Below are 16,913 nucleotides of genomic sequence, written 5' to 3'. Positions count from 1 at the left end.
AGGAATTTGAGCTGTATTACGCAGATCAGAGCCGGAAATCGCGACGATCATCGTGCGTAACGAAGGGGTGTACCAGCAGTGTTACCGAGTAATGAAGTACTTATGCAGATCGGTAGCGTGCTGTGGAGTATCCTAGTAGCCATCGAATTGGTGGTCCGTTACTTCATGATCGGTATCGTTCCGGGCAACCGACGCCCCACCACGGCGATGGCTTGGCTCTTGGGAATCTTCTTCCTTCCGGTGGTTGGACTTTTGGCCTACTGGCTTTTTGCTAATCCACGGCTCTCGCGTAGCCGACTCGAAAAGCAGCAGCGTGCCCACGAGCAAATCATTGACGCCACCAAGCACATGGAGTTGCCTGAAGAATTTCACTCCCAAGAAGAGTGGGTTGAATCTGCGGTCAGCCTGAACCGTAACTTAGGTGCTATGCCCCTAGAAGGTGGCAACAGTGTTGAGGTTATTTCTGACTACCGTTACTCGATGGAGTCGATGCGTCATGAAATCGACAAAGCAACACGCTACATCCACATTCAGTTCTACATCATGGGCGACGACGAAGAATATGTTGGCCCAGTCCTTGAAGCACTAGAACGTGCAGTACAACGTGGTGTGCACGTGCGCCTGCTCTTTGATCACCTAGGTACCTTGCGTGTTAAGGGCTATGGCGAGTTGAAAAAGCGTCTAAAAAAGTCAGGGATCAACTGGCGCCCCATGCTTCCCATTGACTTGATTGGTCGGCGCTGGCGCCGCCCAGACTTGCGTAACCACCGCAAGATTTTGGTCATTGATGGCGAGGTCGGTTTCACCGGGAGCCAGAACCTGATTGAACCGGGTTACAAGCGTAAGTCTTCGCATAAGGTCGGACGCGAGTGGGTCGAAATGATGCTGCGCGTTGAAGGTCCTTTGGTTCGCAGCTTGGACGTGACCTTTGCTATTGACTGGTGGCAGGAAGAAAACGACCAAGAAGTCCTGATGGACATGAACGAGGCCAGGCACCCGTTGGCCTACGAAGAACGTCCCGGGTCAACCTTGGCGCAGCTACTTCCAAGCGGTCCGGGCTTCGGCAAGGAAAATAACCTACGCCTGTTTAATACGCTGATCTACTCGGCCTCCGAGCGCTTGGAAATCACCAGCCCGTACTTTGTGCCAGATGATTCCATGCTCTACGCAATTACTACTGCAGCCCAGCGCGGGGTAGAAGTTGAACTTTTTGTCTGTGAAGAAGGCGACCAGTTCCTGGTTCACCACGCGCAGCAGTCCTACTACCAGCAACTTCTCGAAGCTGGTGTACGTATTCACTGCTACCCAGCGCCGATGGTTCTGCACACCAAGTGCTTCACTGTTGATGACGAAGTGGCGGTCGTCGGATCCTCAAATATGGATATGCGTTCCTTCAGCCTGAACATGGAAATTTCCGTGATGCTCTTGGGCAAGGAGATGGTCAACGCGGTCAACGAAGTACAGAATCACTACCGCGAGATTTCTACGGAAATCACTTTGGGGCAGTGGCGCCGTCGTCCACGTATGCAGCGCTGGATAGACAACGTAGCCCGCCTCACCGCTACGTTGCAGTAGGCTGCGGGAAGCTGGCGCCGAGGGCTTGAAGGACACCACGGGATTTGGTGATGACCTCTTCCCACTCTTCTTGTGGAACTGAGTCTGCGGTAATTGCTCCGCCCAGCCCCAAAGATAATCGCCACGACGCATCAGGCAAACGGTCACAAACCAGTGTGCGGATAACTACGGAGAAGTCGGCAGCACCGTCGGCTCCGAAATAGCCCACCGCCCCGGAGTACAGGCCGCGGGCACGGTGCTCTTCGAGCTCATCAAGGATGTTCATCGTGGACAGCTTTGGGGCACCGGTCATTGATCCCGGTGGGAAGGCTTCGCGCAAGGCCCCAGCCGCCAGTTCTGGCTGACTCAGGGTGGCGTCGATGGTGGAGACCATTTGATGCACCGTTGCGTAGCTTTCCACAGAGCACAACCGTGTCACCTTGACGGATCCGGGCACTGCGTAATGTGAGAGATCATTGCGCAGAAGATCAACAATCATGATGTTTTCTGCGCGGTCTTTTGGATGCGTTGCTAGATCATGTTTGAGTGCCAGGTCTGAGACTTCGGTGACGCCGCGTGGTCGTGTGCCCTTGATGGGTTCAGCACGTAGCTGCCCATCGTTAGACAGAGCCAAAAAACGTTCTGGAGAGATACTTGCGACTTCAAGGTCAGCTAACTTCAAGTAGTGAGCAAAGGGCGCCGGGCTGCTAAGGCGCATCCTGCAATAGGCTTCGAACGGATCAAAGTCTTGGGCAACGGCGGTCAACTCGGTGGTCAGGCAGACTTCGTAAGTGTTGCCCTCATAGATTTCGTGTTGCGCAGCGAGGATTTTGGTTTGGTAACCGGCTGCGGTGTCAGCACATACAAATTCAGGTATCGGTAGTGTTTTGCTCCGGCGATCTTGCGGTGGATTGCCAAGAAGGATGGACAGCTGCGCGGAAGGTTTGCTGGCACTGTGTAAATGCATCTGGGAGCTCTGGTGATCAATGACCATGATGGTGTCCGGAGCGAAAAATTGCGCGTCGGGACGCGTTTGTCCCGGAGAGATTTCTGCGCTGATATTTGAGGCTGCGACTTCGCGCTTGAGCTCATAGCCGAGGTAGCCCACCCATAGTGGCAGTGGGTAGTCGGTGTGCAACTGGTTTTTTGAGGGCCAGAGGGAGCCTAGTGAGTCAAAGAAATTTTGACCGAGTTGAAGGCGCGCCCCGCCCACGGTGATGTAGGCTCCTGATTCGTTGGCCCCGAGGATTGGCGGTTGAGCACTGGTTGCAAAAGCGAGGATGGAATAGCGGTTGCGCCCCAGCGGATCATCAAGGTGCTGGCTGGTGGATTCCAAAAGAGCAGCGTGGGGTAACTGGGCTGTGAGCTGTTCAAAAAGTGCAGCCACATCAACTGGTGCCTGATAACTTTGGCGCAATGTAGGCAGGTTGGAGCCCTGAGCCGTACCGCCAAAAAGTTCCTTGATCGCTTCGGGCAAGAAATGGCTGGCGCCCAAAAGCGAGTTGAGCGGATCAGCAACTTCGGAAGTATCAATGAACAGCAGCGCATGATCAGCAGGTGAGTGAGTCTGAAGATAAACAGATTCTTGCTCTGCCCACGTAGACCAGTACGGGCGGTAGGTTTGACCGTCCCGGGCTAAAGCGCGTTCGCGGCGAAAATCTTCCGGTGCTTCAAGCCAGATGCCGAAGTTTATGATTTCGCGGGCTTGGTCGTTGAGTGCTCCGACGCCTTCAATGATGAGAATGTCGGCGGCCGTGAACTCGTGGTGCTCGCCAAGGCGATCGTTTGCCCAATCCCAGGTGGAGTAGGTGACTGTTTCTCCTGCGGCTAAGGCGGGTAGTAGGTCGTTGTACATCCGCCGGGCATCGGCGAGGCCGTGCCACCCATGGTAGAGGTCTTCAAGGCGCAGGATATTTACAGAAGAGAACTCTGAAAGGTGCTGCGCTAGTGATGATGCGAAGGTGCTTTTGCCTGAACCGGAACGTCCATCAATGGCAATGAGTGTTGGTCTAGCGGTTTCCACGAGAAGCGATATTACTCCGCACGTAATCTACAAGGGCTGGCAGGGATGCTGAAATGAGTTTCCACGATTCGCGGAAGTCTCCGGCGTCGCCGTACCAAGGGTCATAAACACCCTGGTTTTCGTGTGGTTCATTAACTGTAACCGGGTCGAAGGACCGGAACATACGCAGCTGTGGGCGCTGGGTCGGATCAATCTCGGCAAGTTCGGGCACAAGATCTTCAAAGTGATCGGTGTCCATGGCGAGCACCAGGTCCATTTGGGCCAGTTCCTCGGCATCAACCTGGGCGGCAACATGTTCTGAAGCGTCCAGTCCGTGACTGTGCAGGATGCTGGCGGCACGCTCATCGATAGGGTTGCCCACTTCACCGGAAGTAGTAGCTCGCGAGAGCACCTCTACCTCGGTGACCTCGGCAGTATCTAGGGCATCTTTGAGCATGTACTCGGCCATAGGCGAACGACAGATATTTCCCGTGCACACGATCATTATCCGGAACATGGCAATAGTCTATGGGCACAAGTCGTGTGCAGGCGATAGCTACGCGCCCGAAATCCGGGTATAAATCGGTAACGATTTATTCGTTCAGGAAGTTTTTAGTGCATGAGCAGCAGCAGGGCCGCGACAAGGATGAACAGCACACCAAAGATGATGTTCAGCAATTTAGCTCCACGGTAGGTGGCGGTAAACCGCTGGAAGGTTCGAGCGGTCCCGGCAAAGAAGAAGTACATAACCAAGATGTCTACCGCGATGACTGTCCCGATATACACCGCGTACTGGCCCAGTAGCGGTTGATCAGCGTTGATGAATTGCGGAGTGAAAGCTAGGAAGAAAACAATCGCTTTGGGATTGAGCAGATTGACCAGCAGGCCACGGTTGATCATGGAACGGCGGGTTAGTTGCTGGCTAGTTGAGGTTCCATCAGAGGCGACGTTCGGCCTGGAAAGCAGCATGCGGATACCTAAGTAGACCAAGTACGCGGCGCCGGCATAGCGGATGGCGGCGAAGAGCACCGGGGAGTTAGCGACCAGAATGCCAACACCAGCAGCGACGATGGCTACGTGGATCAGTAGGGCGATTTGCTGTCCGAGGATGCCCCAAATTGAGGTACGCCATCCTTGGCGCATCGAGTTGTTCATGGTGTTGATGGCACCGGCTCCGGGGGTGAAGCTAATGACGATGCAGGCGGTGAGCAGGGAAAGCCAGAGTGAAAAGGTCACCGAGTAATGCTAGTTTCCTCGGTAGCGTTCGGTTGATTCGTGGGACTTAAGGTTACGAACTGTTCTCGTGCGTCGTCGACACCGCTGATGGCTTCAGCCAAGAACCGTGAAATTACTTCTAGCTCCTGCGCGCGGTAGTGCCCTATTACTTCCATCATTTTCATACCAAGGGGCATGAACATCTGCCTTCCCAGCGTGCGTGCCTTGTCGGTTGGGCTGATGTGGATGACGCGTCGGTCGTTATCGGAGCGCAAGCGTTCAATGAGTTCAAAACGTGCCAGTCGGTCAAGCATGGCAGTGGTGGCAGGTGCGCTAAGTTGCAAATCGGCGCTCAGATCCTTGGCGGAGGGCAGCGTGCCGCTGCGCTCATACTTCATGATGATGGACAGGGCATTCATGTCCGTCCGGTGAGTTCCGAATTGTGCTCCGGTGGATTCAACGTAGCGATCTGTAGCCTGGCTGAATTCCTGTAGGAGCACTACCAAGTGCTGATCATTGCGTGCATGCATAGCCGCAATCTTAGCCCCGTGTAGTTACTAGTCGGTAAAAGTAGTTCCATGATCGAACAATCTCCGGTAACGTTGACTACCTATCGCATATCAATTTTTTGACAGTGCGACAACGGATGGGAACGGTACAGTGCCAGAGTCACCTCGCCCTGAGGCGAAATCAACTAATCAAATCCGCATAAAACGTACCGGTCTCAGAACCGGGATTTACGCTGTGCTTGTCCTTCTCTGGATAGGGGTTGCTGGCCTCGGCGGACCAACTTTTGGGAAGCTCTCCGAAGTGCAGACCAATGATCAAACAGCGTTCTTACCCGCCACCGCAGAAGCAACCCAAGCGCTGGAATGGCAAAACAAGTTCCAATCATCGACGGCCATCCCCGCGGTAGTGGTGCTAACGAGCGAAGACCAGCTCAGCAGTGCAGCGGTCAAAGTGTTCGCTGAGAACCTCAAAAACTTTCAACACCTCGAAGGTGAGGTAGCTGGTCCATTCCTTTCAGAAGATGGTCAAGGCGCTGAACTGCTAGTTCCCATTTCTGGGGACACGAAGCCTAAAGAAGGGGTCGAGGAGCTACGCTCTTTGATCTCAGAGCAGAAGCCGGAAAACACCACTGCCTATGTCACAGGGCCGGCCGGGTTTAGCGCTGATCTATCCGAAGCCTTTGGCGGAATCGATGGGGTACTACTCGGAGTGGCTCTGAGCGCGGTCCTAATCATTTTGCTCTTGGTCTACCGATCGATCCTTCTCCCCATAGCCGTGTTGCTGACATCAATGGTTGCCCTTTGTGCAGCAATTCTGAGTGTGTATTTCATGGCTTCTGAGGGCTGGATTCGACTTGATGGTCAAGCCCAAGGAATCCTGTCCATCTTGGTGATCGGTGCAGCAACCGACTACTCCCTGCTATTTGTGGCCAGACATAAAGAGGCATTGATGGCTGGCGGGGATCGATGGCAAGCAGTGTCAACGGCGTTGAAGCGTTCGTTGGAACCGATCATCGCCTCAGGCGGAACAGTTACCGTCGGACTATTGTGCCTACTGTTCTCGGATTTGAACTCCAACAAAGCTTTGGGTCCAGTCGGTGCCTCTGGCATTATCTTTTCGATTATTGCCGCGCTCACGTTCTTACCGGCAGTACTCGGCCTGCTGGGGAAAGCCGCCTATTGGCCGTTCGTACCCAAGGTGAGCATTGAAGGTGATGCGGGAAATAGCTCCACAGGATTATGGGGAAAGATTGCCAGCTTTGTCGCACGCAACCCACGTCCAATCTGGATCATCACCGTTGTTATACTCGCTGCCGGTGTTATGGGGATTACCCAGCTTAAAGCCCACGGTGTACCGCAAAGCGAACTGGTAGTCGGAGGATCAGAAGCCCGCGACGGACAGCTGGCGTTGGGTGAACACTTCCCGGGCGGAACCGGTTCTCCTGCCACGGTGATTATTGACCAAGCCAATGCAGACGCGGTCTTGGAGAAGGTCGAAGAAGTCTCCGGAGTGGATTCGGCTTTCCTTCAGGCCCAAGGTGGGGGACCGGCCATAGTAGCGAGGGGCGTGAATCCGTATGAGGTTCAGGGGCGGAATCTCATTTCGGTCACCCTTTCGGCGGCAGCCGATTCGGATGAAGCAAAACAAACCATTGTGGACTTGCGCCAGGCCGTGCATTCGCTTGATGACCAAGGGCTGGTTGGCGGCACGACTGCAACGCAGCTTGACACAAATGCCACCGCACAAGCGGACCTTTACAAGATCATTCCGGCAACTTTGGGTGCCATCTTCGTGATCCTCATGTTGCTCTTGCGCTCGGTCGTGGCACCGCTGCTCCTGATGCTCACCACCGTTTTGTCTTACGGCACGGCGATGGGAATCAGCGCGTTGGTCTTTAATAACGTGTTCGACTACGTAGGCGCAGATCCGTCAGTGCCGCTATTTGGTTTCGTTTTCCTCGTCGCCTTAGGCGTTGACTACAACATCTTCCTGATGACTCGAGTGCGTGAGGAATCAATGAAGTTCGGAACGTATGAAGGCATGCGCAGAGGCTTGCAAGTCACAGGCGGTGTGATCACTTCTGCCGGCGTGGTGCTAGCTGCAACTTTTGCGGCGCTGGGAGTTGTTCCGATTATGTTCCTCGGTCAGCTCGGATTTATCGTGGCCTTTGGTGTGCTTCTGGATACATTTATTGTCCGCAGTTTGCTGGTGCCAGCACTGGTCGAGGAAATAGGCCCCAAGGTTTGGTGGCCCTCTAAATTGGCCGACAAAGCCGGTAAAAAATTGTAGAAGGCAGGTGCTGTAAGTGAGCCGTGCACGTGGTGAAGGTCTCTAGTCCCTAGGCCTCAAAGCGTGGTGACTCACAGACCGGCTCGGTCGAAGCACTGTAGAGTAGATACTTGTGCATCTGAAGAAATGATCAGATGCATGCGTCGACAGTTTAGATTTCCCCTCCAGCTGATCCCCGGATTGATTCCGTGTTGGTTCACCGGTGGTTGCAAACCAGCTTGCTGGTTATGCGCGGTGCGGACTTCCTCCTGGCTCGGCGACACCAAGCGCCTTAGCCTAAGGCGTGCGAATCAGAGAGAAAGTTTAAATATGTCCGTAACTTTTAGCGCCCTCGGCGTGCCTGAAAACCTTGCAAAGGTCCTTTTCGACACCGGAATCGAAACCCCCTTCCCGATTCAGGAAGCAACTTTGCCTTCCACCCTTGCTGGTGGCGACGTTCTTGGCCGCGGCCAGACCGGTTCGGGCAAGACCCTTGCATTCTCACTTCCACTGGTAGCGCGTCTATCCAAGCGACCTCAGCGTCGTAAGGCCCGCTTCCCACGCGCATTGATCATGGCACCAACCCGTGAACTGGCAACCCAGATTGCTAAGACTGTTGATCCACTGGCTAAGTCCAGCGGCCTGCGCACCACCGTGATCTATGGTGGCGTGGCTCAGAGTCGTCAGGAAAAGGCCATGAATGAGGGCGTTGACATTGTCATCGCTTGCCCAGGTCGTCTTGATGACTTGATCAAGCAGAAGATTGTTGACCTTTCCCAGCTTGAAATCTCCGTACTGGACGAAGCCGACCACATGGCAGATATGGGCTTCTTGCCTGTAGTTCGCCGCATCATGGACCGTATGCCAACCGGCATCCAGCACATGCTGTTCTCTGCTACTTTGGACAACGGCGTGGACAAGGTCGTCAAGCGTTACCTGAGCAACCCAACCATTCACTCGGTGGATGCGCCTCAGGCTGCTGTGAACACCATGGAGCACCACGTTTTTGTTATCGGCAATGATGACAAGAAAGAACTGATCCGTATTCTGGCTCAGGGCACCGCACGCCGCATCATGTTCATGCGCACCAAGCACCACGCAAAGAAGATGGCTCTTGCACTCTCCAAGGCTGGCGTTCCAGCGGTGGACCTGCACGGCAACCTCTCGCAGAATGCCCGTGACCGCAACCTGGCAGCCTTTGCTTCCGGCGAAGCTAAGGTTCTTGTAGCTACCGACGTTGCCGCCCGTGGCGTCCACGTTGATGGTGTGGAACTGGTTGTTCACGTTGATCCACCAGCAGAGCACAAGGCTTACACCCACCGCTCGGGCCGTACCGCCCGTGCAGGTTCGGATGGAACCGTAGTGACCATTTGCACCCCTGATCAGCAGGGCGACGTTGCTTCGTTGCTGAAGCAGGCTGGCCTGAAGGTACCTTTCGAAAAGGTCAACCTGAACTCGCCAGTTGTTGCCAAGGTTGTTGGCGAAGTTGCTGAGCACGTTGCCTACGTTGCTCCAGCACAGCAGACCCGTAACCCAGCTAAGAAGAAGCCAGCTGGCGAATCTTCGAACGCTCGTGGTGGCCGCGGTGGCGGACGCAATGTTCGCGGTGGCGAAGGTCAGTCCCGCGGTGGCGAACGTCGTCGCTCGGATCGTGACGGCGCATCGAGCCAGTCTGAGCGTCCAGCACGCGAAGCACGTGGTGGCAACGCTGATCGTCCAGCACGTTCAGCTCGCGGTGCAAACACAGAGCGTCCATCGAACGCTTCACGCGGATCGCGTGCTGGTGGTCGCAACGCTTCAGCACCGACCGGTGGCCGTTCACGCGGACCACGTCGCGCTTCGAGCCCGACCACTAGCGGTCGCTAAAACTAAATAGTCATCACGAAGCCCTGGACAGCAAAAGCTGTCCAGGGCTTCGTGTTTTAAGCGCTCAAAAAGTGGCAATCAAGATGGGCGATGTCCCTCGTCTTGAGGTTCTACTGCAAGCGTTTTCCATGGAAAAAGATGGAAAACTTCCATAAAGATTGCCAGTTGACCTCCTTATTGATGTAAATGTTGAAAACGCTTGCACTCTGTGAATACTGCTAAGTAGTGTGGTCTGAATCACTGGCCTGCCACTTGTTGTGGCGCGCCATCAGCACTGTCGAATTCAATGGAGCATTTCGTGAACAGCACTAGCGCTACTTTCTCTGCGCGCCAACATCATTCACCCCCGCAGTACCCAAAGCGCACATGGCGCCGCTGGCTGACTGCTTTGACTGCCACTCCGGTACTGGTGCTGGCGCCGGTCTCACCGTTGGCTCTGGTGGCCGCTTCGGCTAACGGACCCACAGTCACCTTGGTTGGCAGTTTTCAAGATGAACTGGGTTGCGGTACCGAATGGGAAGCAAGCTGTGCAGCAACAGCGATGACTGATGCTGACGGGGACGGAACGTACGAGTTCGCCACCGACAAGATCCCCACTGGAACCTACGAGTTCAAGGTGGCACACAATGGTGGTTGGGATGAGAACTATGGGTTGGGCGGAGCCCTTGGAGGCGGAAACTACAGTCTTTCGGTCAAGTCGGGCGACTCGGTAACCTTCAGCTACGATTCAACAACTCATCTAGTGCAGGTTGATGGCACTAGTGCGACGATTGCCGGGGTTGGGCAATCCAAAGCGCAGTGGATCTCTGCCGATACGATTGCCATCCCGCGAGACTTAGGTAGCGGGGAAAGCTATGCTCTCTACGCTTCGAAAGATGCCAAGCTGACGTTGGACGGGGAGGAAATTTCCGGAGCGAAACCGATTGAACTCAAAGGAGTTATCAGCGGGCTCACCGAAGCGCAGCGCAAGAAATTCCCACACCTAGCCGACTACCGCGCACTGCGCGTGAACATGTCGCGGGAAGTTACTGCAGCCGTCTTGCGCTCACAATTGGCCTTGGCGCGTTGGGATGTTCAAGACGGAGCCAAGAAGCTCACCGCATTCACCGCACTGCAAACCTCCGGTGCCATTGATGATCTCTATGCGACGGCACTTCAAAAAGTAGAACTTGGCGTGAGCTTCACCGGCAAACGACCAACCTTCAGGCTTTGGGCACCCACTGCCCATGAAACGACACTGTTGATCACCGACCAAAACGAGAAGACAACCCGGCATCAAGCCAGCTACGACGCAGCTAGTGGAGCATGGACCGTCAACGGTAAGCCACAGATGGCAGAAGCCAAATACCGGTGGGAAGTACGGGTCTTTGTTCCCGAGACCGGCAAGATCGAGACCAATATTGTCACCGACCCTTACTCGGTTGCCTTAACGACGAACTCCACTCAGTCCGTGGCAGTGAACTTGGAAGATCCTAAGCATCAGCCCAAGCAGTGGCGCAAAGCCGAAGCAAATGATGTTCAGAAAGATGTGGACCGCAGCATCTACGAGCTTCAAATCCGTGACTTCTCAGTCTCCGACTCATCGGTGACAGAAAATCTTCGGGGTCGTTTTGGAGCCTTTGGTGCCAACGGTGCAGGAAGCAAGCAACTTCAAGAACTGTCGGACGCAGGTTTGACCACTGTGCACCTGCTGCCAAGTTTTGATATCGCGACAATCCAAGAGGATGAAAAGCAGCGAACTGAAACTGACTGCAAGTTGCAGTCCTTGCCTGCCGCCTCAAGTGAACAGCAAGAATGCGTCACCGCTCATGCAGGCGAAGATGGATTCAACTGGGGATATGATCCTTTCCACTTCATGGCACCGGAGGGATCCTACGCGACTAATCCCGAAGGAGCGCAGCGTGTAGAAGAGTTCCGTGGCATGGTTGGATCCCTGCACAGCATGGGACTGGAAGTTGTGTTGGACCAGGTCTTTAACCACACCGCGGCCTCTGGTCAGGCAGAGAAGAGTGTGTTCGACAAAATCGTGCCCGGCTACTATCACCGACTGGACGCCGCCGGCAACGTAGAAACCTCGACCTGTTGTGAAAATCTAGCGACGGAACATGCGGCCGCACAGAAGCTCATGGTTGATTCACTGGTGCTGTGGGCCAAGGACTACAAGGTTGACGGTTTCCGCTTTGACCTCATGGGGCATCATTCACGCGAAACCATGGAGGCTGCGCGCAGTGCATTAGATGAACTCTCACCTACACGCGATGGTGTGGATGGAAAGTCCATCTACCTCTACGGCGAGGGCTGGAACTTTGGGGAAGTAGCCAACAACGCCCGGTTCTATCAAGCCACCCAAGGTCAACTCAACGGTACCGGCATCGGTACCTTTAACGACCGGCTGCGCGACGCGGTCCACGGTGGCAGTCCGGTGGATTCATCATCAACCTTCCGTCAGGGCTTCGGTACCGGACTGGGCACAGACCCTAACGGGAACGAGGTTAATGGAAGTACCGAAGAAGCGCTCAAAGATCTAAGCCATGAAACGGACCTGGTGCGTTTGGGCTTGGCTGGCAATCTTGCCGGATTCGAATTCCTCGCTGCCGATGGCAAGGTGCACCGTGGTGACGAATTAGATTACCGCGGATCTGCTGCTGGTTATGCCTCGCAACCTGGAGAAGTAATCAACTATGTTGATGCGCACGACAACGAGACACTCTACGATCTCACCGTGCTCAAGCTGCCTCTCGAAACTTCCATGGAGGATCGTGTGCGAATGAATACGTTGTCCCAAGCTGCGGTGATGTATTCGCAGGCTGTTCCTTTCTGGCATGCCGGAACAGAACTGTTGCGCTCAAAATCTCTAGACCGAAATAGCTATGACTCGGGGGACTGGTTTAACCGAATCGACTTCTCCGGCCAGGAAAATACGTTCGGTTCTGGTCTACCTCCCAAGGCTGATAACGGTGAGAAATGGGATCTGATGGCACCGCTGTTGGAAGATCCTGAGCTCAAGCCAGATGCCAAAGCGATGTCCCAAGCTGAAGGTGCAGCTCTTGACCTCTTGCGTACCCGCAATGAAGTTGGCCTCTTGAGGTTAGGAACTGCCGAGCTGATTGAGCAGAAGGTTAGCTTCCCGCTCAGCGGTCCAAAGGCGGATCCGGGAATTATCGTGATGCGCATTGACGATACCGTGGGTGCAGATGCGGACAGCAAGCATGATGGGGCCTTGGTCGTTTTTAACGCTTCTCCTGAAGAGAAAACACAAACCCTTAAGGACCTCGTTGGGCGCGAGTATTCGCTTGCCTCTGCACTGGAAGATGGAAGCGATCAGCGAGTAAAGTCGACTTCCTTCAAGAGCGAGAGTGGCGAACTTTCGATTCCTGCGCGCACCGCCGCGGTGCTCGTGGAAGCTGAAAGCGACTAAAAGTCTTGGGTTAGTTATTTGATCAGCCGATCGCTTGCTCAGCTCTTGCGAAGCTCAATTCAAATAACTACATAGCTGGCCACGCTCATAGCGAACAACCCACCCTCGCCTCGGCAAGGGTGGGTTGTTCGTTGCCAAAGACAAAGTAGGAAATTTATCCCACGAAGCGGAAGTAAGGGAATGCAACCCGCGGTGGATTTGGTCCTCGGACTAACTGTGCTGGGCGCCTATGAAAGTCACATAACGTTGTGATTGCCCAAGCCAGCTGGATAATTCTGTAGCCCATCACGACAACTTGGGATTCAGGAAGAAGTCTTTGATTCATCGCATCTAGGGCAGTTAGTGGCGTCCGCGTAGCTGGGAGAGAAATTTTTTTGCGGTAGGGGAATTATTCGCTCACCTCACCCGTTGAACAGAGCAGAACGCAAAGTTGAGTGAGGTTGGCTCAAGTTGATTTGACAGTCGAAAACGGCTGAGTAAACTTGAGTCCAGAACGCTCAATGAGGATAAACGTCCTCAGCGTTAGTACTTTCAACCAAGGCAAAGGAGAGCCATTATGTCGCGTGCTGTAGGTATTGACCTAGGAACCACCAACTCCGTAGTTTCCGTACTCGAAGGTGGTGAGCCAACCGTTATCGCTAACGCGGAAGGCAACCGCACTACCCCGTCAATCGTTGCTTTCTCGAAGAGCGGCGAAGTTCTGGTTGGCGACATCGCCAAGCGCCAGGCCGTCAACAACATCGACCGCACCATCGCGTCGGTCAAGCGTCACATGGGTACCGACTGGACCATCGACGTAGACGACAAGAAGTACACCGCGCAGGAAATTTCCGCTCGTACCTTGATGAAGCTGAAGAACGACGCTGAGTCGTACTTGGGCGAAAAGGTCACCGACGCAGTGATCACCGTTCCTGCCTACTTCAACGACGCTGAGCGTCAGGCAACCAAGGAAGCCGGCGAGATCGCTGGCATGAACGTACTGCGTATCGTCAACGAGCCAACCGCAGCTGCACTGGCTTACGGCCTGGAAAAGGGCAACGAAGACGAACTCATCTTGGTCTTCGACCTGGGTGGCGGTACCTTCGACGTTTCCCTGCTTGAGGTTGGCAAGGATGACGACGGCTTCTCCACCATTCAGGTTCGCTCCACCGCTGGTGACAACCGCTTGGGTGGCGATGACTGGGATCAGCGCATCGTAGATTGGCTGCTGGCTCAGGCTAAGGCCAAGGGTGCAGATTTGTCCAAGGACAAGATTGCCCTGCAGCGTCTGAAGGAATCTGCTGAGCAGGCCAAGAAGGAACTCTCCTCGGCTACCAGCACCAACATCTCCCTGCAGTACCTTTCGGTTACCCCAGAAGGCCCAGTGCACCTGGACGAGCACCTTTCGCGTGCTAAGTTCCAGGACCTCACCAAGGACCTGCTGGAGCGCACCCGTAAGCCATTCAACGACGTTATCGCTGAAGCGGGCGTTAAGGTTTCGGACATCGCCCACGTAATCCTCGTTGGTGGTTCCACCCGTATGCCAGCCGTTGCTGAACTGGTCAAGGACCTGGCCGGCAAGGAAGCTAACAAGGGCGTAAACCCTGATGAGGTTGTCGCCGTTGGTGCAGCTTTGCAGGCAGGCGTACTGAAGGGCGAGCGCAAGGACGTTCTGCTAATCGACGTCACCCCACTGTCCCTGGGTATTGAAACCAAGGGCGGCGTGATGACCAAGCTGATCGAGCGCAACACCGCAATCCCAACCAAGCGTTCGGAAACCTTTACCACCGCTGAAGACAACCAGCCTTCGGTATCGATCCAGGTCTTCCAGGGCGAGCGCGAGTTCACCCGTGACAACAAGGCTCTGGGCACCTTCGAGCTGACCGGTATCGCACCAGCACCACGCGGTATCCCACAGGTTGAGGTCACCTTCGACATCGACGCCAACGGCATCGTGCACGTATCCGCTAAGGACAAGGGAACCGGCACCGAGCAGTCGATGACCATCACCGGTGGTTCCTCACTGTCCAAGGAAGACATCGAGCGCATGGTTCAGGAAGCTGAAGCACACGCCGAAGAGGACAAGGCTCGCCGCGAGGCAGCTGAGACCCGTAACGCTGCTGAGCAGGCTGCCTACTCGGTAGACAAGCTGATCAAGGACAACGAAGACAAGCTGCCAGAAGAGGTCAAGACCGAGGTTCAGGCCGACGTTGACGCACTGAAGGCTGCCCTTGAGAAGCAGGATAACGACGACGAGGTCAAGGCCGCGTTCGAGAAGCTGCAGGCATCGCAGACCAAGCTGGGCGAGGCTATCTACGCCAACGCTTCGGCTGAGGGTGCTGAGGCAACTGCAGGCGAGCAGGCTCCAAACGCTGATGAAGACATCGTCGACGCCGAGGTAATCGACGAAGACGAAGCCGACAAGAAGTAGGGAGTTGGGGAATATGTCCGAGGCAAAAGACCAGAACGAAAACTTCGACGCTGAGTCGGAGAACCAGCCAGAGGCCGCAAGCGAGCAGCCAACCGCTGACGCCCTGGGTCAGGCCGAGGCGATCCTGAACGAGGCTGGTGCTGGCGTGGACGAGTCGGCCGAGTCGCAGGAAGCTGCTAGCGCCGGTGAGGCCGAGCTACGCAACGACCTGCTTCGGTTGCAGGCTGAATACGTCAACTACCGTCGACGTGTTGAACGTGACCGTGCCGTGGCCCGCGAAAACGCTGTCCAGTCGGTGCTGACCACCATCCTTCCGGTACTCGATGAAATCGATGCAGCCCGGGCGCATGGGGATCTGACTGACGGACCGTTCGCTGCGATCGCCAACAAGCTGGATACCATTTTGGTTCAGCATGGCCTGGAGCGCATCAACGAGGCCGGTGTGGAATTCGACCCGAACATCCACGAAGCACTGCTTCGCCAGGCTGTTCCGGAAATTCCAGCCGACCATGTGGGTCAGGTGTTGCGTAACGGATACCGCAAGGGAACCACCGTCCTGCGCGCAGCGCAGGTATTGGTCGCAACCGGCGAATAGCCACGAATAACACAATTGAAACTGCCCACTGCCGAGACTTCGTCAGTGGGCAGTTTCGAATTGGCATTGAAAGGATGGGGCCCTGATGGCAAGTCAGGACTGGATCGAAAAAGACTTCTACGCCATTTTGGGCGTCGCCAAGGACGCCAATGAGGCGGACATTAAAAAGGCGTACCGCAAACTTGCACGCAAGTACCACCCTGATACCAATCAGGGCGACGTGACCGCTGAAGAGAAATTCAAAGACATTTCCGAAGCGCACTCGGTGCTTGCCGATAAAGAACAGCGTGAGCAGTACGACGCCATTCGCGCTATGGGTGGCGGAGCACGCTTCTCAGCTGGCGGCGCAGGTGGCGCACCGGGTGGTGGCCAAGCCGGCTTTGACGACATCTTCTCCAACCTCTTTGGTGGCGGAGGCGGGGCACGAACCCGTGGCGGACAGCCGGACTTCTCCGACCTCTTTGGTGGGGGAGGATTTGGTGGTGGCGGCGGTGGCTTCGGACAAAGCGCACCACCACGAAAGGGAGCGGACCGCACCGCGAACACCTCGATTTCCTTCTCCGGATCCATCAAGGGAACGACCATTGGGCTACGTGAGCAGAACGGCGAAGTCATCGATGTGCGCATCCCCGCGGGCATCAAGGACGGACAGTCCGTTCGCGTACGCGGCAAGGGCCAGCCAGGAGCTGCCGGCAACGGTGACCTGCTAGTCAAGGTCAAGGTTGCGGAACACCCTTTCTTCAAGCGCGAAGAAAATAATATCCGTGTCCACGTGCCGGTCACTTTTGACGAAGCGGTACTCGGCGCCAAGATCCATGTGCCAACCTTGGATGGCGACACCGTGGCGATGAAGGTACCAGCAGGATCCAACTCCGGTCGTACCTTGCGGCTGAAGGGCCGCGGCGTGAAGACGTCAAAGGCCACTGGTGACCTGCTGATCATCTTGGATGTAGTGATTCCGCAGAACCTGTCGGACGCTGCAAAGAAGGCAGTCGAGGACTTCGCTGCTGCAACACAGGACGCAGATCCCCGAGAGGACCTGGCCGCTAAGGCCAAGCTCTAAAACAGGGAAGTC

General features: G+C 55.3%; 11 protein-coding genes. 7 read left to right on the top strand and 4 right to left on the bottom strand.

Annotated elements, in window-relative coordinates:
• Nucleotides 1–102 precede the first annotated feature (102 nt).
• Nucleotides 103–1,575: a cardiolipin synthase gene (gene cls / locus ACT3RW_RS13185; RefSeq protein WP_444614040.1), complete on the top strand. Its 1,473-nt coding sequence runs from the start codon at nucleotides 103–105 to the stop codon at nucleotides 1,573–1,575.
• Here the strand turns inward: cls and ACT3RW_RS13180 are convergent.
• From ACT3RW_RS13180 to ACT3RW_RS13165, 4 genes are all read right to left on the bottom strand, one after another.
• On the bottom strand, nucleotides 1,562–3,577 hold the full coding sequence (locus ACT3RW_RS13180) for a chorismate-binding protein (RefSeq protein WP_444614039.1): 2,016 nt from the start codon (nucleotides 3,575–3,577) through the stop codon (nucleotides 1,562–1,564). The genes cls and ACT3RW_RS13180 overlap by 14 nt on opposite strands.
• Nucleotides 3,564–4,073: a low molecular weight protein-tyrosine-phosphatase gene (locus ACT3RW_RS13175; protein WP_444614038.1), complete on the bottom strand. Its 510-nt coding sequence runs from the start codon at nucleotides 4,071–4,073 to the stop codon at nucleotides 3,564–3,566. Before ACT3RW_RS13175 ends, ACT3RW_RS13180 begins: the two co-directional genes overlap by 14 nt.
• 95 nt (nucleotides 4,074–4,168) lie before the next feature.
• Entirely contained in the window at nucleotides 4,169–4,792 is a 624-nt protein-coding gene (locus ACT3RW_RS13170) for a LysE family transporter (protein WP_444614037.1), read from the bottom strand.
• On the bottom strand, nucleotides 4,789–5,301 hold the full coding sequence (locus ACT3RW_RS13165) for a MarR family winged helix-turn-helix transcriptional regulator (RefSeq protein WP_444614036.1): 513 nt from the start codon (nucleotides 5,299–5,301) through the stop codon (nucleotides 4,789–4,791). Before ACT3RW_RS13165 ends, ACT3RW_RS13170 begins: the two co-directional genes overlap by 4 nt.
• A gap of 214 nt (nucleotides 5,302–5,515) precedes the next feature.
• On the opposite strand from ACT3RW_RS13165, the gene ACT3RW_RS13160 reads away from it, so the two are divergent.
• The 6 genes from ACT3RW_RS13160 to ACT3RW_RS13135 all read left to right on the top strand — a co-directional run bounded on the left by ACT3RW_RS13160 (nucleotide 5,516) and on the right by ACT3RW_RS13135 (nucleotide 16,901).
• Nucleotides 5,516–7,570 (top strand): MMPL family transporter, encoded by a 2,055-nt coding sequence (locus tag ACT3RW_RS13160; protein ID WP_444614035.1) that lies wholly within the window; start codon nucleotides 5,516–5,518, stop codon nucleotides 7,568–7,570.
• A 309-nt stretch (nucleotides 7,571–7,879) separates the two neighbouring features.
• Nucleotides 7,880–9,415, top strand: a complete 1,536-nt coding sequence (locus tag ACT3RW_RS13155) for a DEAD/DEAH box helicase (RefSeq protein WP_444614034.1) — start codon at nucleotides 7,880–7,882, stop codon at nucleotides 9,413–9,415.
• A 298-nt stretch (nucleotides 9,416–9,713) separates the two neighbouring features.
• The gene (gene pulA, locus ACT3RW_RS13150; protein ID WP_444614033.1) at nucleotides 9,714–12,833 is read left to right on the top strand and encodes a pullulanase-type alpha-1,6-glucosidase; all 3,120 of its coding nucleotides are present in this window, start codon (nucleotides 9,714–9,716) and stop codon (nucleotides 12,831–12,833) included.
• A 556-nt stretch (nucleotides 12,834–13,389) separates the two neighbouring features.
• Nucleotides 13,390–15,243, top strand: coding sequence for a molecular chaperone DnaK (dnaK, locus tag ACT3RW_RS13145; RefSeq protein ID WP_131088940.1), 1,854 nt, complete (start codon nucleotides 13,390–13,392; stop codon nucleotides 15,241–15,243).
• A gap of 13 nt (nucleotides 15,244–15,256) precedes the next feature.
• Entirely contained in the window at nucleotides 15,257–15,838 is a 582-nt protein-coding gene (locus tag ACT3RW_RS13140) for a nucleotide exchange factor GrpE (protein ID WP_131088939.1), read from the top strand.
• Between the two features lie 85 nt (nucleotides 15,839–15,923).
• Complete coding sequence (locus ACT3RW_RS13135) at nucleotides 15,924–16,901, top strand: DnaJ C-terminal domain-containing protein (protein ID WP_444614032.1); 978 nt, start codon at nucleotides 15,924–15,926, stop codon at nucleotides 16,899–16,901.
• Nucleotides 16,902–16,913: the final 12 nt, after the last annotated feature.

Source organism: Glutamicibacter sp. AOP5-A2-18 (genome assembly GCF_052446055.1).
Taxonomy (GTDB): Bacteria; Actinomycetota; Actinomycetes; order Actinomycetales; family Micrococcaceae; genus Glutamicibacter.
This window is presented reverse-complemented; position numbering and strand designations above follow the sequence as displayed.

Coding starts and splice junctions, on each gene's coding strand:
- ACT3RW_RS13140 (WP_131088939.1), top strand. CDS start 15,257: ATGTCCGAGGCAAAAGACCAGAACGAAAACTTCGACGCTGAGTCGGAG.
- ACT3RW_RS13165 (WP_444614036.1), bottom strand. CDS start 5,301: ATGCATGCACGCAATGATCAGCACTTGGTAGTGCTCCTACAGGAATTC.
- ACT3RW_RS13135 (WP_444614032.1), top strand. CDS start 15,924: ATGGCAAGTCAGGACTGGATCGAAAAAGACTTCTACGCCATTTTGGGC.
- dnaK (WP_131088940.1), top strand. CDS start 13,390: ATGTCGCGTGCTGTAGGTATTGACCTAGGAACCACCAACTCCGTAGTT.
- ACT3RW_RS13155 (WP_444614034.1), top strand. CDS start 7,880: ATGTCCGTAACTTTTAGCGCCCTCGGCGTGCCTGAAAACCTTGCAAAG.
- ACT3RW_RS13175 (WP_444614038.1), bottom strand. CDS start 4,073: ATGTTCCGGATAATGATCGTGTGCACGGGAAATATCTGTCGTTCGCCT.
- cls (WP_444614040.1), top strand. CDS start 103: ATGCAGATCGGTAGCGTGCTGTGGAGTATCCTAGTAGCCATCGAATTG.